A 20,482-nucleotide genomic window follows, 5' to 3' on the forward strand; every position below is an offset into this window, starting at 1 on the left:
GTTATTAAACCTATCCTCTATGGGGACAATAAATTTCCTTCGAGCACCGGTTGCACCCCCTTTAGCTGGGGTTTCGGCGAAAATTGCTCAGCCTCATCAACCCACCCCCCCCCCGTTGCCTTGTAAACGTTCACGAGCTCGTTGTAACGATCGGCCTTCGAGCGCACTGCAGCAAGCTCTACATCGAAAAGTAGATTCTCCGCATAAAGTACCTCAAGATAACTCGCATAACCATTATCGAACTTCTTTCGAGAAAGGCGAGCATATTCCTTAAGCGCCATGACACGTTTTGCCTGAGCCTCTGCTTCCTCCCGTTTCTTGACTGCACCAATGAGTGCATCATTCATCTCACGGAAAGCGTTGAGAATGGTCGCCTGATAAAAAGCGATCGCTTCGCGCTGAATCGCTTCGGCGGTTCTCACCTGTCCCGTGATGGCACCAAAAGTAAAAATCGGCCCTACAAGCCCGGCAGCGACTGTCCAGGTGCTGGCTGGTCCCGTGAGAAAATTACCGAATGCAGTGCTTACCGAGCCAAGCAGGCCCGTGAGTGTGATGGTCGGATAGTATAATGACCTGGCTACTCCTATATTGGCATTGGTGGCAACGAGATTTTGTTCCGCCTCCAGAATATCGGGCCGACGCTCGAGCAGCGTTGAAGGCAAATCAGGTGGAACTGTCGGAGCAATCAGTTCATCGATGGTACTGCCGCGCGGAATCGTTTCAGGGTTACGGCCAAGTAAAATTGAGATAAGATTCTCCTGCGCAACAATCTGTTGCTCGATACCCGGAATGGTGGCAAGTGCAAGCTGATATTGCGATTGTATCTGGGAGAGTTCCGTCTGTGACACAACCCCCCATTGATAACGGAGGTCAAAAATCCTCATCGTCTCCGCATAGTTCGCTGCGCTGGCGCGGGCAATCTCAAGCTGTCGGTCAAGCGCACGCAGGCCGATGTAACTTGCCGCCACACTGGTGACAACCGAAAGAATTACCCCCCTGCGACCCTGCTCGCTCGCGAATATTTGTGCCTGGGCCGCCTCACTCTGGCGCCGAATACGTCCGAACAGGTCGATCTGCCAGGACGCATTGAGTGCCCCGCGGTAAAGTGAAAAGTAAGGGTCGTGACCGGGTGGAAGAACGGCTAGTTTTTCCGTAGCACGGTTACGGCTTATACTCGCGCTATAGCCGATCTGCGGAAAGAACTGTGCGCGGGTAGCTTGCAGCGCGCCGATGAACTGATCCACCCGAGCTGCCGCCGCCTGGATATCGCGGTTTTCATTCAACGCCGTTTCGATCAGTGTATTAAGCGCTGGATCACCAAATTGGGTCCACCATCCGACATTCGTCACTTCCGCTGCTTGCGGATAATCAACCCGCCATTTCTCTGGCGTCTCAATTATTGGGCGCCGATAATCAGGTCCTACCGCACATGCGCTAAGAAGCGTGACCGCGAACAAAGGAAGAATGATGTAGTTCATTTATTTATCCTCCCGTTTGACAGGCGGTTCATCTTCCGAAACATGAGCAGGAGTAGGGATTGGCTCAGGGACACGCTCATCCTTGTCATCTTGCATATCGCGGGTTTCTTGCCTATTGTGGACCTTTTTTTTGCTGGCAAACTTTGCGCTCATTGATTCCAGTAACCAGAAAAACAGCGGTACGAAGAAAATTGCAATCAATGTAGAAGCGAGCATTCCTCCAATCACCCCGGTGCCGATTGCACGCAGGCTGTTTGCGCCGGGTCCGGTGGCGATCGCAAGCGGCACACAACCGAGAATAAATGCAAAAGATGTCATGACAATCGCACGCAAGCGAAGCCCGGCGGCCTCAATAGCGGCCTCTCGTGCCGGCATACCGTGCCGGACGCGTTCGATGGCAAACTCACAGATCAGAATCGCATTTTTTGCAGACAAGCCGACCAGCGTCACCAGACCAACCTGAAAATAAACGTCGTTCTCGAGTCCTAGCAACCAGGTCAGCAGCAGTGCGCCCAATACCGCGAAAGGAACTGTAAGCACCACTGCAACAGGAAGTGTCCACTTCTCAAACTGTGCGGCGAGAAGCAAAAACACCACGATGAGGCCAAAGATGAAAGCCGATGAAGAAGTACCACCCGCGCCTTTTTCTTCTAATGCTTGCCCTGCCCAGGAATAAGCAAAATCACCAGGCAATGTTTCGCGCGCCACTTCTTCCATCACCCGGATAGCATCTCCTGAGCTATAGCCTGGAGCCTGGCTGCCCGTAATCTTAACTGCCGGGAAAGCGTTGAAGCGCGTCACAAGCTTCGGTGAAACAATATAGCGCGTCGTAATCAGCGCCGACAGCGGGACGTTAGCACCACTGGATGAGCGCACGAACACTTTATTGAAATCCTCCGGGTTTGCCCGGTAGTTCGCGTCTGCCTGAATGATAACAAACCATACACGGCTGAACTGTGCGAACTGTCCAGCCACCTGGGAACCAAAGTAAGCCTGCATCGTGTTGAAGACATCGGCCACGTGCACACCCAGCACTTCGGCTTTATTGCGATCGAGATCGACGAAGAGCTGCTGGCTGTTCGCACTGAACGTTGTGTTCACTCCCTGCAATTCCTCGCGCTCACGCACTTTTGCAAGAAATGCTTTGAGGGCTGCATCCGTCGCGCGTGGATCACCTGATCCACGATTCTGAATGTAAAACTCGAAACCTCCAGTCGTACCCAGTCCGGGGATCGAGGGGGGATTAACAGCGAAGGCCTTACCGTCCTTGAGTGTCGCAAATTGCGCATTGAGTCGCTTCAGGGTATCGAACGACAGCAGACTTGGATCCTTGCGCTCTTCAAAAGGTTTCAACAGAGCAAACATGAGCGCAGCACTATTGTTCTGCTGACTATCAACGAAACTGTAACCGTTCACCGTACCGACATCCTGTACCGCAGGATCCCCGAGCAAAATCTGCTCCAGTTCCTGGCTGAAGCGGCTGGTGACATTCATACTCGCCGTATCAGAAACCTGCGCGAGCACAAAGAAATAACCCTGATCCTCATCGGGCACAAAGCTTGCCGGCAGGATACGAAACATCACCAGAATGCCAATCACCACAGCGCCGAACATAATGAGTGAAACCGGCCATAATTGTATGACACGGGCAACACCCCCCAGAAACCCACGCTGGAGAGAGGCAAACCCATTTTCGAACGCCTGGAAGAATCGATTCTTCTTGCCGTGATGTGCTTTAATAATGATTGCTGCCAATGCTGGCGACAAGGTCAGCGCCATAATACCCGAGATCACCATCGAGATGGCAATGGTAATCGCAAACTGCTTATATAGCAGCCCAGTCATCCCACCGAGAAATGCAACTGGCAAGAAAACGGCAAGCAGTACGAGCACGATCGAGATCAGCGCTCCTGCAATTTCTGTCATCGCTGCCTTTGCGGCAGCCAATGGCGTGAGCCCTTTCTTAGTGATATTTGTCTCGACATTCTCGACCACTACGATGGCATCATCCACCACCAGGCCGATTGCCAGAATCATACCGAACATGGTGAGCATGTTGACTGAAAACCCGAACAGATACATGCCGACAAAGGTGCCCACGATAGATACCGGTACTGCCAGGATGGGAATGACAGTCGCCCGCAACGATTGCAGAAAGACAAATACCACCAGCACTACCAGCACTACCGCTTCGAAGAAGGTATGCACCACCTTGTCAATTGAGTAAAGCGTGAACTGGCTCGTATCGAGTACAATCTTGTAATCCAGGCCAGTGGGGAATTTTGCTTTCAATTCTTCCATCTTTTTGCGCACACCCTCCGCAGTTTCAACTGCGTTCGCACCTGGCTGCTGATAGACACCAATAGTTGTGGCAGTCTTGCCGTTCATGCGGCTGGGCATAGAGTAGTCCCGTTGGGACAGTTCGACTCGCCCAATATCCTTGATCCGGACGATAGCGGAACCTTCTTTTGCAGTCCGGACGATAATATTCTCAAATTCCTCTGGTTTAATGAGTAATCCCTGCGCAGTTACGACATACTGCTGCTCCACTGAAGGCGGCGCTGGGGGAGCGCCGAGTTGACCGATACCGAAGGTCTGGTTCTGGCTCTTGATCGCGTTACTCACCTCGTTCACTGTGATACCGAGTTGAGCCATGCGGTCGGGTCGTAACCATACGCGCATCGCGATATCGGGCAGACCAAATGTCTTCGCACGATTCGCCCCGGGAACACGTTTCAATTCATCGAGCACATAAAGATTGGTATAGTTAGCGATATAGGCAGTATCATAGCGCTCATCAGGTGAGTAAACGGAAACCACCATCATGATGCTAGGCGATTTCTTGTCTACCGTAATTCCCTGCTCGACCACCACCTGAGGTAACTGAGGCATCGCTTGACTCAGGCGGTTCTGTACATTGACCTGATTGATATCTGAATTGCTGCCCTGATTGAACACCACGGTAATTTGAACATTCCCGCTGGAGGAACTGGTTGAATAGAAATAGAGTAAATTGTCCAACCCGTTCAGCTGCGCCTCAATGGGCGCTGCCACGTTGTTCGCGATCACCTCGGCGGTAGCGCCAGGGTAGCGCGCGTCGATCGTAACCTGCGGAGGCGCCATGTCAGGATACTGCTCGATGGGTGAAACGGACATTGACACCGCGCCCGCAAGCACGATCAGGATCGAAATAACGGCTGAGAGAATCGGCCGATCGATAAAAAAGTGAGTAAACATGAGATTGTCCGCCTATTCCTGTGCGACTACATCAGGTTTGGCTGCTGTTTTATCATTCCCCGCTGCTGGCTCTACGATCTTAACCGGTTGACCAGGGACCACCTTGAGCATGCCTTCTACCACAAGCTGGTCGCCGGCCTGGAGTCCGCTCAGGATCACTATGTCTTTTTCGCCCTCGTAGTCCCCCACCACTACCGGCCGCACTTCTGCTGTACCGTCCGGCTTAATCACATATACGATGTGACCATTCGACCCCTGCTGCACCGAAAGCTGTGGTACTACGATTGCATCTGGCCGCAATCCACCTTTTACGTATGCTGTTACAAACATGCCTGGACGGAGTTCCCTATTAGGATTTGGCAGCACCGCACGCACCATGAAAGAACCGGTATCCTGACTGAACGATGGATCGGCAAAGTTAATCCTTCCTCTTTCCGCAAATGGTTTTCCATCAGGAAGAACAAGCTCCACCTCGTAATCCTGGCTCTCAGGTCGAATGATCGATCCTTTTTGGCTTTCCTCGCGTATGCGAGCCATCTGGTTCTGTGAAACACTGAAAGTAACCCAGATCGGATCAATCGCAGCGACATAGGTGAGTTTAGCAGTCTCCGCCATCGCATTCACATACGTACCTTCACGCTGGAGTGAGCGGCTTGCAAGGCCGGTTACTGGAGCACGGATGGTGGTATAGCCAAGGTTCAGCTCAGCTTGCTTCACATTCGCGTTTGCTGCGAACACGGCAGCCTTTGCTGCATCAAATTCTCCCTGTGCTCGATCCAGATCAGCCTGTGAAAGTGCGTTCTGTTCAGCAAGCGGTTTTACACGTTTAAGATTAGCGCCAGCTGTCTTAAACCTCGCCTGCTGCGCTTGCAATTCTCCACGAGCAGCTTCTAACTCAGCCTTAAAGGGTTTTTGATCGAGTTGAAACAACAGCTGCCCCTCTTTCACCAGATCACCTTCCTGGTAAGCGATGCGGTCGAGAAAACCCGAAATGCGGGCAACAATGTCCACCTGACGCGAACTTTCAGTCTGCGCGACAAAGCTAGGGGTATAGGGAATATCCCGCGGGGTCACAGTGACTACGGTCACTTCAGGCGCCGGATGTTGCTGTGGCGCGGATGCGTCCTGGGAGCAGCCGCTTTGTATGAGGAAGGCAGCGAGAACAAAAAAAACAGTCAGAACACGTACATACATAAGAAAGCTCCTTGAGATCGCCGTTTGGCACACCGAGAACAGAATAATGTACAGAAACCGGATGCTCTCTTTTAATCATCTATGATGTTTAAATAGATTATTAGAATATGCTCACTAAAAGAATACGTATAAATACGTAGATCTCAGTAAATTTCCGGGATCCAACGCCGATTTACCATGGTTGCTTCATCGTCATAGGCGTTCTTTGTCATGCGTTTAGGTAATTTAACTTTCTTATGAGCTATGGGCTCATAAGGGATCTGCTTCAGTAGATGACCAATTAAATTCAGGCGCGCACACTTTTTGTCGTCGGAACGCACGATGTGCCAAGGTGCAAAATCGGTGTCAGTAGCTGCCAACATCTCATCACGCGCGCGTGAATAGTCATACCAGCGCTCACGCGAAGGCAAATCCATCGGAGACAGTTTCCACTGACGCACAGGATCATCTATGCGTGCATGAAAGCGGCGCTCCTGTTCTTCATCACTGACCTCCAGCCAATACTTGAGCAGATAGATGCCATTATCCACAATTTGCTTCTCGAAGAATGGGCACAGTTCCAGAAAACGACGATGCTGGGCTTCGGTACAGAAACCCATCACATGCTCGACACCGGCGCGGTTGTACCAACTGCGATCAAAAATGACAATCTCACCTGCCGCGGGAAAATGCGCCATATAGCGCTGGATATACATCTGCGATTTCTCGCGGTCGGAGGGGGCTGGCAAAGCGACCACCCTGAATACGCGCGGACTCACACGTTCAGTAATCGCCTTGATGGTACCGCCTTTGCCTGCCGCATCGCGCCCCTCAAACACGAGAATGATGCGTTGTCCTGTAGCGATGACCCAATCCTGCACAGAACAAAGTTTCGCCTGCAAATTGAGTAGAGCTTTTTCATAATCCTTGCTTTTGAGTTTGTTCTTGCTAGATTTCTGGCGAGGTATGTCCGTACGTTGTTCTGAAGATTCATGAGTATGTGCTTTTTTCATGCTTAATCACCCCTTTTAGTGATGGTTGCCTGTTACCGGTTATTTCGAACCCCGTGGACACTGTTATACGCTTGCGCTTCTCTTGCCAGAATAGTTTCAACTGCAGAATGGACAGAATAGAAAATATTTTCTGCACCAATCTTCTTACCCAGCCCCATTGGTTGTCCGTACTTACGCATATACAGCTTCGGTCGCGCAACGGCTAGGCGCACACCACGGTTCTGCAGCTCGGTGGCCAGATCATCGACAGCCTGTGCGCCGGTAATGTCAAGTTGGCTGATGGATTCAGCGTTGAGCACGAACCAGCGTGGCTTGGATTCAGCACTGTCTATCAATGACAGCACCCGTGCCTTGAAATAATCGGCATTAAAAAATAGCAATGGCGCATCGAAACGGTAAATTATCATGCCAGGCACCGGCCGGGCATTATCCGACAGACTGAGGTCATTGTAGCCAGCCACGCCAGGGACAATACCCAGCAGTGTATCTGCCGGTCGATAAATCTTGATAAACACATTGAGTAGCGCCAGCGTGATCGCGAGCACCACACCCGGCAGCACACCAATGGCGAGCACACCAACAGTCGTCAGCAGGGACAAGCTGAACTCGAAGTGATCGATCACGCGCAAGCGACGTATACCAGCAATATCCAACAGACCCCAGGCAGAAAAAATCAGCACAGCAGCTAGAGCAGGGATAGGTAGGTGCCCCAGCGGTTGTGTTAAGAATAGCACGACCCCGGCTGTAGCCAGTGCAGCGACCACCGATACCAGTTGAGTCTTACCGCCGCTTGCCTCATTGACTGCCGTGCGTGAGTCAGCCCCGGTGACCGCAAATCCGCCGCACAGTCCCGATGCCATGTTAGCAAAGCCGATCGCGCGCATCTCCTGATCGGCATTGATACCATAGCCATTGCGCGCAGCAAAGCTCCGCGCAGTGAGCATGCCGCTCGTGAAGCAGACGATAACCAGACCGACTGCACTGATGAAAATGCCCTGCACACCTTCATAACCCAGCCCCGGAAACGAGAACGACGGCAAGCCGGAGGGAACGTCACCGACCAATTTGACCGAGTCCATATCTGACCCGAACAGAAATACGGCCAGGCCGGCGACCAGCAGTGCAATCAATGCCGCTGGCGCACGGGGGAGATAGTGTTGGATCAGAACCAGCAGCACTAACGTAGCGCACCCTACACCCAAACTATAGCCATCCATCTCACCGAGGCGTCCAGCCAGTTCCACCAGTGACGGTCCAAAATCCCGGTTTGCCACCGCGATGCCGAGCAACTTGCCCAGTTGTCCGGCAATGATGCTGAGCGCAATGCCGTTGAGGAAACCGATCAAAATCGGGCGCGAGAAGAAATTCACGATAAAACCCATACGGGTCATGCCACCCAAAACCATCAGCAAGCCTGCCGTGAGCGCCATGCCAGCCGAGAGCTTCAAATAATAATTCAAATCGCCGCCCGCCATCGGCAGCAGCAAGGCAGCAATCATCGCACAAGTAGCCGCATCTGGCCCGATCATGAGTTGTCGCGACGAACCAAACAAAGCATAGATCAGCACCGGCAGTATGCTCGCATAGAGACCGACCTCAGGCGGAAAACCTGCCAAATTGGCATAGGCGATCGCTGTGGGTACTTGTACTGCCGTGACCGAGAGCCCAGCGACCACATCACGCGTTAGCCATTCCTTGCGATATTGGCGTAGATCGCGCAGCAGAGGTATCCAGTCACTCAACATGTCCATCCTTTCGACTGTTTATCAGTGCCAGCGTATGGCGCGCGATCATCAGTTCTTCATTGGTAGGGACCACCCAGGCTGAGACCTTGCTACCCGTTGATGAGATGCACGAATCACCGCGCTCATTGGCAACAGTATCGAGCGACACGCCCAACCAGGCGCAAGCTTGCAGGATACGCGCACGAATCACTGGCGAATGCTCGCCAATCCCGGCTGTAAACACGATGCCATCCACTCCGCCGAGCACCGCAGCAAGCGCACCGATCTGTTTGGCGGTGTAATGCACGAAATACTCCACAGCCAATTGCGCGCGTGACTCATGACTTTCTAGCAGCATACGCATATCGTTGCTAATGCCAGACAACCCCAGCAGCCCTGACTCTTTATATAACAGCTTTTCCAGTTCGATACCTGACAAACCACACTGATTGACGAGATGCAGCAATACGCCTGGATCCAGCGCACCGGGGCGCGTCCCCATCGGCACGCCATCAAGCGGCGAAAACCCCATAGTCGAATCAATACTTTTGCCTGCTTGCAGAGCACATAAGCTTGCGCCACTGCCAAGATGGGCCACGATCGCCCGTCCATTAGCAATCTCAGGAGCCATCTTCGGCAATGTGAGCGCGATATATTCATATGACAGGCCGTGGAAACCATAGTGTCTCACCCCGGATTCATAATATTTCCAAGGCAATGCATAAAGATCAGCAATCTGCGGGTGGGTGCGGTGAAATGCCGTATCGAAACAAGCCACCTGCGGTATCTGCGGTTGCCTTTCGCCGATTGCGCGGATCGCCGCCAGATTATGAGGTTGATGCAAAGGAGCAAGCGGAATCAACTGCTCCAGCGCCATCAATACCTCGCGATCAACCAGCACAGGATGGGAAAATTGAGTACCGCCATGTACTACACGATGCCCCACGGCGAATAGCGACTCATGTTGCAAACGCTCGCGCAGCCAGGCACCGACGAGTGTGAGGGCGTCTCCTACTGTAGCTGCTTCCGAAGTGGTAAGATCAGATTCAACCAGCAGTGTTCCTGTCGCATCTCTTGCCTTTAAACACGGGCTAGTACCGATACCCTCCATCTGCCCGCGGATTACCAACGGTAAATTCTCAGCGCCATTTACGCGAAACACCGAAAATTTCAGGCTGGATGAACCGGCATTGACGACCAGAATGATACTGTTGCTCATGCCCGTGCCTCAAGCACGACCACGCTACGCGAACCGACTGGATAGAATTCTCCGCCCACTGGCATCTGATTCTCACGCACAAAGATATCCGCAGGCGCTGGTTGAGCAGTGTCAATTGCCAGATGCCAGCATCCGGAACGCAAGGATGGCAAAGGGGCACCCAATGGCTGGTCCGACATATTCAGCACGACGTGCAGGTCCTCTTCGTCTTCACGCTGACCAGCAATGGTAAAAGCGAGGATACGCGCTTGCGCATCACGCCAGAGGGGCTCGTTGAGCCTTGCTCCATGCCAAGTAATATCAATCCTATCGCGGCCGGGCACCAGTGAGCCAGTAAAGAAGCGGTTACTGGTCAAGCTGGGATGGCGCCGGCGCAGCGCAATCAATTCACGTGTGTAACGCAGCATATCAGCGTTGCGCTCTGTCAATCGCCAATCGAACCAGCTGAGATCATTGTTCTGACAATAAGCGTTATTGTTACCATGTTGAGTACGCAGCACTTCATCGCCGGCTAACAGCATAGGTGCACCACGCGAGACCATGAGAATGGTCAGTAGATTTTTCGCCTGCTGCCAACGCAGCTTGAGTACTGCCGGATTATCGCTCTCGCCTTCGACACCGCAGTTCCAGCTCATATTGTCGTTGTTGCCATCGCGATTGTCCTCTCCGTTGGCTTCGTTATGCTTGCTGTTGTAGCTCACCAGATCGTAAAGGGTAAAGCCATCGTGGCAAGTAATGAAATTGATGCTGTTGGTCGGCTTACGCTCGTCGCGCGCGTAAAGATCGGCACTGCCAGAAATACGGGTCGCGACTTCACCCACGAGGCCAGGATCCCCGCGTACGAAGCGCCGCATCACATCCCGGTATTGACCGTTCCATTCCGACCAGGCCATGCCCGGAAAAGCACCCACATGATATAAACCGGCTGCATCCCATGCCTCGGCGATCAACGGCACTCGGGAAAGTATATGCGAGGACTCGATCGCCCAGGGCAAAGGTGGATTGGCCAGCGGTAAACCATTGTCACCGCGTGCAAAAATGCTGGCAAGATCAAAGCGAAATCCGTCTACCCCGAGTATTTCCACCCAGTATTCCAGACAATGTACAATAAATCTTGTCACCATCGGATGGTTACAATTCACAGTGTTGCCACAGCCAGTAAAATCAAGGTAGCGACGCCGATCACTGGCATCAAGATGGTAAAAAATGTCATTGGCAAGCCCCCGGAAATTAATCACCGGTCCAGTTTCTCCATCCTCTGCTGTGTGATTGAACACCACATCCAACAATACACGGATGTTAGCAGCATGCAATGCATCGACCAAATCACGGAACTCCCAAGTGGCGCGCACTGGATCGAGACAATAGCCAGGATGTGGCGCCCAGAAACTGTGCGTGCTGTAACCCCAATAATTGCATAACCCACGAGCTGCCACGCCAGGCTGAACATCCTGCGTGTCGAAGGCCATCACTGGCAGGAACTCGACGTGAGTGATCCCGAGTGACTGTAGATAGGGAATTTTTTCCTTGAGGGCAGTGAAAGTACCTGGATGAACCACTGCGGCGGAAGGATGACGGGTAAAACCACCCACGTGCAGCTCATAAATTACTGCGCCTTCTAAGTCGGGCTCCCTCCAGCACGGCATTGCACCCGTTGCCGTTCCTGGAAGCGGCTCGATAACAATGGCACGCAGACTTTTCGAGAGACTGTCCTGCTCACCGCAGGCAGGTTGGCGCTTCCATAGCGTATCACTCACTGCTTTTGCCCAAGGATCCAGCAATTCTATATCGGGGTAGAAACGCCGTCCAGTCGCGGCAGTATCGTTGGGACCATCCATACGCCAGGTGTAATACGTCCCGACTGGCAAATCCTTGACAAACACATGCCAGAAAAAGAAACTGTGGTTAAGTTCCGGATCGAGAAGAATCATCTGAAATGGTGTTGAACTATCCGCAGCGGCATACAGCAGCAGCTCCGCCCGCTTTGCATGTCGACTGAAGATACAGAAATTCACCCCTTCTGCACTGACAGTTGCACCCGGCGGAAACCGGCTTCCTGGCAGGACCATAAAGGGTGGCGCAACCTTACGGCCGGTCATCAAGGTCAAATTGGCATTGCCTGCACCGCCTTCCCCTTGGTTGCTTGCTTTATCTTGTGGCAACATGGCAACCTACCCTATCATTTTACGGTTACAGGTTGTACATTCCAGATTTCGTCACAGTATTCGCGGATAGCGCGATCGGAGGAGAATTTGCCACTGCGTGCGGTATTAAGAATGGACATGCGTGTCCAGTTTTCCTTGTCCTGCCATGCCGCACTTACCCGCTCTTGGCACGCGATATAGGCGGCATAATCAGCCAGCACCAGGAACGGATCGGAATAGGTCAGGTTGTCGACTACCGGGCGAAATACTTCGGCATCACCGCGGGAAAAGTACCCACTGTTGATAAGTTCCAGCACTGCACGCAATTCAGGATTGTTGGCAATGTAGTCAGTTGGGTGATACCCTTCGCGCTTAAGACGCTCGACCTCCTCGGCAGTCAGGCCAAACAGGAAAAAATTCTCTGCTCCGACCTCCTCGCGTATTTCCACGTTAGCCCCATCAAGCGTGCCAATGGTGAGTGCACCGTTGAGCATAAATTTCATGTTGCCAGTGCCGGAAGCTTCTTTACCGGCAGTGGAAATCTGTTCTGACAGATCGGCAGCCGGATAGATGAGCTGAGCGTTCTGGACATTAAAGTTGGGCACAAAAGCTACCTTCATGCGCGTATTCACATCCGGATCAGCGTTGACCGTCTCAGCCACAGCATTGATGAGCTTAATGATACGCTTGGCCATAAAATAGCCGGGCGCGGCTTTACCACCAAAAATAAAAGCGCGCGGGGAAATGTTGAGCCCTGGATTCTCTTTCAGGCGACGATAAAGCGTGACGATATGCAACACGTTCAAATGCTGTCGCTTGTACTCATGGATGCGCTTGACCTGAATGTCAAACAACCAAGTGGGATCAAGCTCGATGTCGGTATGTGCTCGTATGTAGTCAGCTAAGCGCTTTTTATTGGCTTCTTTGATCGCACGCCACTTGCTCCGGAATGCGGCATCATCGGCCTTGGCTTCGAGTTCGTGCAACCACCCCACCTCCACCGGCCATTGCCCACCGAGTGTCTCATTGAGCAAGGCGCGCAATCCTGGGTTAGCGAGTGCCAGGAAGCGGCGTGGTGTGACGCCATTCGTTTTATTGCTGAAGCGTTCGGGCCACATCTCGTAAAAATCCTTCAATACACTTGCCTTGAGTAAATCAGAGTGTAGTGCTGCCACCCCGTTAATAGCATGGCTGCCGACAGCGGCAAGGTGCGCCATGCGTATACACTTTTCACCCGCTTCGCCGATCAAGGACATTCTTGCCACCCGTGCTTCATCGCCCGGAAAACGCGCACGTACCTCCTCGAGAAAACGACGGTTAATTTCGTAGATGATTTCCAGATGGCGCGGCAGCAATGTCTGGAACATCGGCAATGGCCAAGTCTCTAATGCCTCGGGTAACAGCGTGTGGTTCGTGTAACCAAAGGTCTGTACGGTGATAGCCCAAGCCTTATCCCAGCCCAATCGTCGTTCATCCACCAGCAGGCGCATCAGTTCAGCTACCCCGATGGACGGATGCGTGTCGTTGAGTTGCACAGCATAGCGTTCTGCAAAATTCTCCACGGTCACGTCTGCAAGCTCCAGGATTTGAAGCAAATTCTGCAGCGAACAGGAAACGAAGAAATATTGCTGACCCAGGCGCAAGTGCTTGCCGATCTGCGGCTCATCGTTAGGATACAGCACTTTAGTTACTGTTTCGGACACTACTTTGTCCTCAACCGCCTGGTAGTAATCACCCGTATTGAAAGCTTGGAAGTCGAAAGATTCCACCGCCTCAGCACTCCATAACCGCAAAGTGTTGCAGTTATTAACACCATAGCCTTGTATCGGTGTGTCGAAGGCGGTGCCCTTTACCACTCGGTACGGCACCCAGCGCACGCGATCGCTACCTGCTTCATCACGGTAATGTTCGGTGTGCCCACCCCAATTGACATAGCAAGCAACTTCTGGTTTTGCAATTTCCCAAGGATTGCCATAGCGCAACCATTTGTCTGTTATCTCCGTTTGCCAGCCATCATGAATCTCCTGGTCAAAGATACCAAATTCATAACGGATACCAAAGCCAACAGCCGGACGTTGCAGCGTTGCTAACGAATCGAGATAACAGGCAGCGAGTCTCCCCAAACCGCCATTACCTAAACCTGGTTCCTCTTCACACTCCAGGACGGAATCGAGATCCTGGCCAAGTTCAGCCAGCGCAGCCTGGGCTTCTTGTTCGATACCGAGATTCAGCAGGTTATTGCCCAGATGCGGCCCCATAAGGAATTCTGCTGAGAGATAGCAGACGATCTTACGTTTGAGATCGAAATTAGTTTGTATGGTGTTCAGCCAGCGGTGCTGCATGCGATCACGCACTGCCAGCGCGAGCGCATAGTAATAATCATGTAATTTCGTAGCTACAGGCGGATGACCGATGGAATAGTGCAAGTGATCAATCACGGCTTGTTTGAGTGCAGCAGCCTGCATACCCGTGCGCACCTCCAACTCTGCAAAACCTTTTGTGTCGCCCGGCGCGGTAGTTTCTGCTTGCTTCGGGGAAGTTTTACTGTCCATAATAGTTGATTCCTTTCAAAGTTATTCTGAGCTTTATCCGCTTCCGGCCATTCTCATTGCGCTACAAAATTCTTCTCAATCAGCATGTATTCATTCGACTACTGCAGTGTCCAATTTTTGACAGCCCTACCTCCTTTCAGCGTTCTCCGCTAGCCAGTGTGCATGATGTTCTCGGACGATGGCAATTGCCTCATCAGCGGTATCTACGCAGCACGGTATCTTCATGTCTTTGGCGTTAGCCAATTCGAATCCTGGACGCAACATCATCTTCGTCGCCCAATCGACCAGTCCTTGCCACATTGGACCAGTAAAAATCAGCGGCGTATCATGCAGATGCCTCACCTGTAACAATTGCCAAATCATCGTCGACTCAAGCACCGTGCCAATACCACCCGGTGCGACAATATAAGCGTCGGACAGTAAGACGAAGTGTTGCAAGCGGGTAAAGAATGTCTGATGCTCGAAAGCCTCCGCAACGAATGGATTGACCTCCTGTTCAAACGGCAGCTTCACACGAATGCCAATGTTATGTACTCGCTCCGGGGCTTTGGCTGCTTCCGCACCTTCGTTGGCCGCCTGCATCAAACCTGGCCCCCCACCTGTCACAATATCGCAGCCCATGGCTGCGAGTGCCTCTGCCATGCGCTCAACCTCTTTATATACCCAGTGACCAGGTTGAGTGCGGGCCGAGCCAAAAATCGTGACGCGATAGCGCTCGCGCCTGGAAGGACGCAAGCGCGTGAGATTGTTTACCGCCGCCCAGAGACCAAAAATCGTCTCAACCAGGATACGCTTCACCGCCTCCTCGTCAGCCAGGCTGACAGTGGTCGATTCTGTAATGGATGAGGAAGATTGCTTACTCATGTTACTTCGCCTCAATAAGGCCATACCCAGTTAGTGAACTCATCCTTGTCAGCCCCATGCTCATGCGCATAGGCCAGATTGAGGATGATCTGATTTTTCATCTGCTCCTTCAGATGCGCCGCCCTGGCGGCAAGCCCGGGAACCCGATCGATAACATCGATCACGAGTGTAAAACGGTCGGTCTGATTCAAGATCGCGAGTTCTAGCGGGGTATTGATGTTGCCACGCTCTTTATAACCGCGCACGTGCAGATTTTCGTGGTTCTTAAAACGGTAAGCGAGTTTGTGAATCAACCAGGGATAACCGTGAAAATTAAAAATCACTGGTTTGTCGGTCGTAAAAAGACTATCAAATTCACGATCGGTTGAACCACATGGGTGTTCAGTTATCGGTTGCATTTTGTAGAGATCCACCACGTTGACAAAGCGTACTTTCAGATCAGGAAGATGCTCGCGCAACAAGGCCGTCGCGGCAAGCGCCTCCTGAGTAGCCACGTCTCCACAGGACGCCATCACCACATCCGGCTCCACCCCTTCATCGTTACTGGCACGGCGCCAAATACCGATACCCTTGGCGCAATGTACAATCGCCTCATCAATGGTGGTAAATTGCAAATGCTTCTGCTTGTCGGCAACAATGACATTGATGCAATCGGTTGAGCGCAAGCACTGATCTGCAATGACCAGCAGGGTATTTGCATCGGGCGGGAGATAAATGCGGGTAACACTTGGACTCTTGTTCGTCACCAGATCGATGAAACCGGGATCCTGGTGTGAAAAGCCGTTATGATCCTGACGCCAGACGGTGGAGGATAGTAGAATGTTCTCTGACGACACCGGTGCGCGCCAAGGGACATGGTTCTTGGAAATATCCAGCCATTTAGCGTGCTGATTGAACATAGAATCGATGACATGAGCGAAAGCTTCATACGTATGGAAAAAACCGTGTCGGCCGGTAAGAAGATAACCTTCCAGCCAGCCAATCAGCGTGTGCTCGGAAAGCATTTCCATTACGCGTCCATCGCGGGACAATTCACCACCATCCGCATCCTCAGGCAACAATTCTGCCATCCAGACCTTCTTGCTTACCTCGTAGATCGACTGCAGGCGGTTGGATGCGGTCTCATCGGGGCCGAATACACGAAAATTAGTCATGTTATTGCGCATCACATCGCGCAAAAACTCTCCAAGTGGTTTGGTGTTTTCATACAGTACTTTACCAGCCTCCTTGACTTCGACTGCATAGTTACGGAAATCCGGCAGTTTCAGATCTTTGCGTAGCAGACCACCGTTGGCATGTAGGTTGGCGCTCATGCGTCGATGTCCCTGGGGAGCAAGCGCACGCAGTTCTGGCATAAGCTGTCCGTTTGCGTCGAATAGCTCCTCAGCCTTATAACTCTTCAGCCAATCTTCCAGCAGCTTTAAATGCGCGGGATTAGTGCGCACATCGGAGAAGGGTACCTGATGCGAACGCCAGGAGCCTTCAGCCTTATGACCATTGATCTCTTTGGGCCCAGTCCAGCCCTTGGGTGTACGCAAGACGATCATGGGCCAGCTCGGCAGCTCAGCCTTACCACTGTCACGCGCTGACTTCTGGATAGCGCGAATCTCGGCGATAACCGTATCGAGCGTCTGCGCCATTGTCTGGTGCATGGAATCGGGATCATCCCCTTCGACAAAATAGGGCGTATACCCATAACCGCGGAAAAGGGCTGCCAGCCGCTCAGGATCGATGCGTGCGAGGATGGTCGGATTAGCGATTTTATAGCCATTGAGATTCAGAATGGGCAGTACTGCACCGTCACGGGTCGGGTTGATAAACTTGTTCGAATGCCAGGCAGTAGCAAGGGGGCCCGTCTCAGCCTCGCCATCACCCACTACGCAGGCAACGATGAGGTCAGGATTGTCCAGGCAGGCGCCATAGGCATGGGATAGGCTATAACCCAATTCGCCCCCCTCGTGAATGGAACCAGGAGTTTCAGGCGTCACGTGTGAACCGATTTGGCCAGGAAAGGAAAATTGTTTGAAGAACTTGCGCAACCCATCCGTGTCTTCGCTCTTGTCGGGATAAACCTCGGAATAAGTCCCTTCCAGATAAGTCGGCCCGATCACGCCCGGCGCCCCATGTCCAGGCCCGGCCATAAAAATCATGTCGAGATCGTCGCGCTTGATGACTCGATTGAGGTGCAACCAGACAAACGATAGCGCCGGACTCGCACCCCAATGTCCAAGCAGTCGATGCTTGACATGCTCGATCTTGAGTGGTTCCTTGAGTAAGGGATTGTCTCGCAGATAAATCATGCCTACCGAAAGATAGTTGCAGGCACGCCACCAGGCATTCATCGCGCGCAACTCTTCTGCACTGAGTGGATTGCTGCTAGTTGCAGGCTTTTGTGCGGTGTAGTTCATCATCAGAACTCCTTTTTTATAGAGCGAAGGGATATTATGGAAATCCTATCTAAATATCCTTGCAAAAAAAATACGTGTAAACACGTAGGAATAACTGAAGTCCCCAAGTTTACTGGAGACTCCGCTCTTCAAGAGAATGGAGCTATGAATCAATCAATAAGATACTCACCTAAAGGGTGGCGAACCAGCTGTCTCGTGATGATGAGAGAGTTGTTTTTTATTTGGGTGGCTGCTATTTTATTTGGCTTACGGGGCAATTTTATTAACGAAGAGGCGGAGGAGAAACCAGATCTGTGCTTTTATGAGTGAATACAAATAATGCAGTGTATGCATTGAAGAAAGTGTCAGCAATAAACGGTGAAGATGATGCAACAAATCGATTAGATGGCAACTCAAAAATATCAAAATAGAAATTTGCGTATCCTGTCTGGTATTCAGCCTTATAGATCGCTAATTCAGGCAGTGAAATCGGTATTAAAGAAGCTTGAATTGCAGGGACTCCAACGAAAGTATTCCCCAATTCAGTTCCCAAGGAATTTATCACTATGTTAATACGGTAGATAGCATTTTCTGCACTTCTTTGAACCCTGTATCCTTGCTGCCCCAACCATCCAGCAACAACGCCTAGTATAAAATCTTTATCCAGACTTATTCCGGAAATATCAAGCTTGACACTTGCACCCCGCGGAATAGGCAAAGCCGATTCGGGTCGCTTGGAAAGACTGCGCATCACCGCCTCACTGATCAATAATTGCTCAGTCGGAGTCCTAAGCGAATTTGTCATTGTCTGGGTGGTTGAACAGGCTGTAAGCAAATAAGCCAATGCTGCGCCTAGATAAATTATTTTAACCATTTTCTGGATCATAGCGCTTCGTTCCTTATTATTATTCATTGATTCTTGATCTTCTGCTGATCCAATGTATCAATGGAATTATAATCATTGGGACAATTTTGATTGTTCCAGGCAAGCTAAGCAAATGTTAAACTCAATGCTTTCCTACCTATTTATTAATAAGATATCGAAAAACAGAGAATAAACAAATATAAATATACGCAAATACGTAGAAATAAGCTTTATTGATAAGCGGTCAATAAATCGTTTTCTAACTTAATCTATACTTCAAATCAGTAGATTATGTACTGAAAGCGATGACCAATTACATCCCGCCTCCAATTTTGAAATCAGCAGGAGCTTTCGCGGATCTGATTAATAATGGAGACTCAGATGAAAAGAGGATTACTGATGGGTGCTTTTTTAATTTCATTTCTTGAGTCTGCCTATGCACTTGAAGTACAGGGACATCGAGGTGCTCGGTGGATGCGACCAGAAAATACGCTCCCAGCCTTTGAGTATGCGCTGCAAGTGGGCGTGGACACCTTGGAATTAGACACCCTCATCACCAAAGATGAACAAGTCGTCGTTCATCATGATGCGGCATTAAACCCGGATATTTGCCTGGATCCTCAAGGAAAGAAACTTACCACCCAGATTCTCATTCGTTCACTGACACTGAAGGAGTTAAAAGCTTATGACTGCGGTTCCCTGGTCAACCCCAGCTTTCCTCAGCAAGTCGCTCAACCAAAAACCCCTATTCCAACCCTCGAAGAGGTATTTCAAATGGTTGAGCAATCAAAGCTTCACACCGCGAAAAAAGTGCATTTCAATATTGAAATAAAAAGTGAAGAAGCTCACCCTGAATATTCGCCTTCACCCGAGCAATTTGTAAAGCTTGTGTTGGCGGTTGTGAAAAAACACAACCTCATGTATCGAGTGATTTTACAATCCTTTGATTTACGCACGTTAAAAGTCGCACGCCAATTAGAACCTAAGCTACCGCTTTCTATTTTAATTGAAGATAAGCCAGCAGGAGCAGGCGCTTTGGTAAAGTTAATGAAATCCTATCAAGCACAAATTCTTTCGCCCAATTATGAATGGCTAACGGCTCAAGATGTAGCAGAGATTCATAAAATGGGAGGCCACGTGATCCCGTGGACGCCCAATACGAAAGAAGATTGGCAATCAATGATTGATAAGGGCGTGGATGGCATTATCACTGACAATCCCAAAGAGCTTATTGATTTTCTTGAACGATGAATAATGGGTCAATATAACCCATAATGCCTCCAAACTTATCATATACGTGTTTGCACGTATGTTTTTAATCACGATTTTTCGATAGCCTTTTAAAGTGTCAAAGTTTAACAAAAAGGTATTTATTTTTTTATGCTCGATGAACAGATCGAATAGAGATTTATATTTGGAAGTTTGCTGAAGATTATTTGCGGATTCCGATATAGCGAGGACTAGTAGTTTATCTGGACAGCTAGTGTGAAATTTATCTCATATACAAGGAGCAAGAATATGAATCGAAAAACTGGTTTTCAGCTTGTTGCATTAAGTTTATCAATTGCATCAGCATTATTGATAGCACCGACGATAAGTTACGCAACCGAACAAGGCGAGCAACGTCGGGACGCAAGAGAAATAAGACAAGAGGGACGTCAGGGAGCAAGAGAAACCAAAGCGGAATGCCGCGCGGGAGATGAAAAGACCCGACCAGAATGTCGGCAGGATAAGCGAGAAACCAAGCAGGATGCGCGTGAAAAAGGACGGGAAATCAAATATTAACAGCAAGGAATACTTAGTCAGTTAATCCATGAAGGCAAAGC

General features: G+C 50.8%; 13 protein-coding genes. 2 read left to right on the top strand and 11 right to left on the bottom strand.

The features are described 5' to 3' along the window. Positions 1-17: 17 nt before the first annotated feature. From BM283_RS00305 to BM283_RS00355, 11 genes are all read right to left on the bottom strand, one after another. The gene (locus BM283_RS00305) at positions 18-1,478 is read right to left on the bottom strand and encodes an efflux transporter outer membrane subunit (protein WP_090687638.1); all 1,461 of its coding nucleotides are present in this window, start codon (positions 1,476-1,478) and stop codon (positions 18-20) included. Beyond that, positions 1,479-4,715, bottom strand: a complete 3,237-nt coding sequence (locus BM283_RS00310) for an efflux RND transporter permease subunit (protein WP_090687640.1) — start codon at positions 4,713-4,715, stop codon at positions 1,479-1,481. A gap of 12 nt (positions 4,716-4,727) precedes the next feature. Then, positions 4,728-5,909, bottom strand: coding sequence for an efflux RND transporter periplasmic adaptor subunit (locus BM283_RS00315; RefSeq protein ID WP_090687643.1), 1,182 nt, complete (start codon positions 5,907-5,909; stop codon positions 4,728-4,730). A gap of 143 nt (positions 5,910-6,052) precedes the next feature. Further along, positions 6,053-6,901 (bottom strand): polyphosphate kinase 2, encoded by an 849-nt coding sequence (gene ppk2, locus BM283_RS00320; RefSeq protein WP_090687647.1) that lies wholly within the window; start codon positions 6,899-6,901, stop codon positions 6,053-6,055. Between the two features lie 32 nt (positions 6,902-6,933). Next, on the bottom strand, positions 6,934-8,652 hold the full coding sequence (locus tag BM283_RS00325) for a SulP family inorganic anion transporter (protein WP_090687650.1): 1,719 nt from the start codon (positions 8,650-8,652) through the stop codon (positions 6,934-6,936). Next, a complete protein-coding gene (locus BM283_RS00330; RefSeq protein ID WP_090687653.1) occupies positions 8,636-9,844 on the bottom strand; it encodes an acetate/propionate family kinase in 1,209 nt (402 codons plus the stop codon). The genes BM283_RS00325 and BM283_RS00330 overlap by 17 nt, the downstream gene beginning before the upstream one ends. After that, positions 9,841-12,009 (bottom strand): glycogen debranching protein GlgX, encoded by a 2,169-nt coding sequence (gene glgX, locus BM283_RS00335; protein ID WP_217646388.1) that lies wholly within the window; start codon positions 12,007-12,009, stop codon positions 9,841-9,843. The genes BM283_RS00330 and glgX overlap by 4 nt, the downstream gene beginning before the upstream one ends. Positions 12,010-12,023: 14 nt before the next feature. After that, positions 12,024-14,540 (bottom strand): glycogen/starch/alpha-glucan phosphorylase, encoded by a 2,517-nt coding sequence (locus tag BM283_RS00340; protein ID WP_090687656.1) that lies wholly within the window; start codon positions 14,538-14,540, stop codon positions 12,024-12,026. 126 nt (positions 14,541-14,666) lie between these two features. After that, positions 14,667-15,404 carry an LOG family protein gene (locus BM283_RS00345; RefSeq protein ID WP_090687658.1) on the bottom strand — a complete coding sequence of 246 codons (738 nt, stop codon included), beginning with the start codon at positions 15,402-15,404 and terminating at the stop codon, positions 14,667-14,669. 11 nt (positions 15,405-15,415) lie between these two features. Next, entirely contained in the window at positions 15,416-17,812 is a 2,397-nt protein-coding gene (locus BM283_RS00350; protein ID WP_090687661.1) for a phosphoketolase family protein, read from the bottom strand. A gap of 262 nt (positions 17,813-18,074) precedes the next feature. After that, complete coding sequence (locus BM283_RS00355) at positions 18,075-18,704, bottom strand: hypothetical protein (protein WP_254776056.1); 630 nt, start codon at positions 18,702-18,704, stop codon at positions 18,075-18,077. 333 nt (positions 18,705-19,037) lie between these two features. On the opposite strand from BM283_RS00355, the gene BM283_RS00360 reads away from it, so the two are divergent. Together BM283_RS00360 and BM283_RS00365 are read left to right on the top strand one after the other, a co-directional pair. Further along, complete coding sequence (locus BM283_RS00360) at positions 19,038-19,907, top strand: glycerophosphodiester phosphodiesterase (protein ID WP_175491983.1); 870 nt, start codon at positions 19,038-19,040, stop codon at positions 19,905-19,907. Positions 19,908-20,174: 267 nt separating this feature from the next. After that, entirely contained in the window at positions 20,175-20,441 is a 267-nt protein-coding gene (locus tag BM283_RS00365) for a hypothetical protein (RefSeq protein ID WP_090687669.1), read from the top strand. The last annotated feature ends 41 nt before the right edge of the window (positions 20,442-20,482 follow it).

This window comes from Nitrosomonas sp. Nm34, assembly GCF_900113925.1.
Taxonomy (GTDB): Bacteria; Pseudomonadota; Gammaproteobacteria; order Burkholderiales; family Nitrosomonadaceae; genus Nitrosomonas.

Bases quoted from the DNA above. Each gene is read 5' to 3' on its own strand.
- BM283_RS00305 (WP_090687638.1), bottom strand. From the start codon at position 1,478: ATGAACTACATCATTCTTCCTTTGTTCGCGGTCACGCTTCTTAGCGCA.
- ppk2 (WP_090687647.1), bottom strand. From the start codon at position 6,901: ATGAAAAAAGCACATACTCATGAATCTTCAGAACAACGTACGGACATA.
- BM283_RS00365 (WP_090687669.1), top strand. From the start codon at position 20,175: ATGAATCGAAAAACTGGTTTTCAGCTTGTTGCATTAAGTTTATCAATT.
- BM283_RS00355 (WP_254776056.1), bottom strand. From the start codon at position 18,704: ATGAATAATAATAAGGAACGAAGCGCTATGATCCAGAAAATGGTTAAA.
- BM283_RS00360 (WP_175491983.1), top strand. From the start codon at position 19,038: ATGAAAAGAGGATTACTGATGGGTGCTTTTTTAATTTCATTTCTTGAG.
- BM283_RS00325 (WP_090687650.1), bottom strand. From the start codon at position 8,652: ATGGACATGTTGAGTGACTGGATACCTCTGCTGCGCGATCTACGCCAA.
- BM283_RS00350 (WP_090687661.1), bottom strand. From the start codon at position 17,812: ATGAACTACACCGCACAAAAGCCTGCAACTAGCAGCAATCCACTCAGT.
- glgX (WP_217646388.1), bottom strand. From the start codon at position 12,009: ATGTTGCCACAAGATAAAGCAAGCAACCAAGGGGAAGGCGGTGCAGGC.
- BM283_RS00340 (WP_090687656.1), bottom strand. From the start codon at position 14,540: ATGGACAGTAAAACTTCCCCGAAGCAAGCAGAAACTACCGCGCCGGGC.
- BM283_RS00330 (WP_090687653.1), bottom strand. From the start codon at position 9,844: ATGAGCAACAGTATCATTCTGGTCGTCAATGCCGGTTCATCCAGCCTG.
- BM283_RS00315 (WP_090687643.1), bottom strand. From the start codon at position 5,909: ATGTATGTACGTGTTCTGACTGTTTTTTTTGTTCTCGCTGCCTTCCTC.
- BM283_RS00345 (WP_090687658.1), bottom strand. From the start codon at position 15,404: ATGAGTAAGCAATCTTCCTCATCCATTACAGAATCGACCACTGTCAGC.
- BM283_RS00310 (WP_090687640.1), bottom strand. From the start codon at position 4,715: ATGTTTACTCACTTTTTTATCGATCGGCCGATTCTCTCAGCCGTTATT.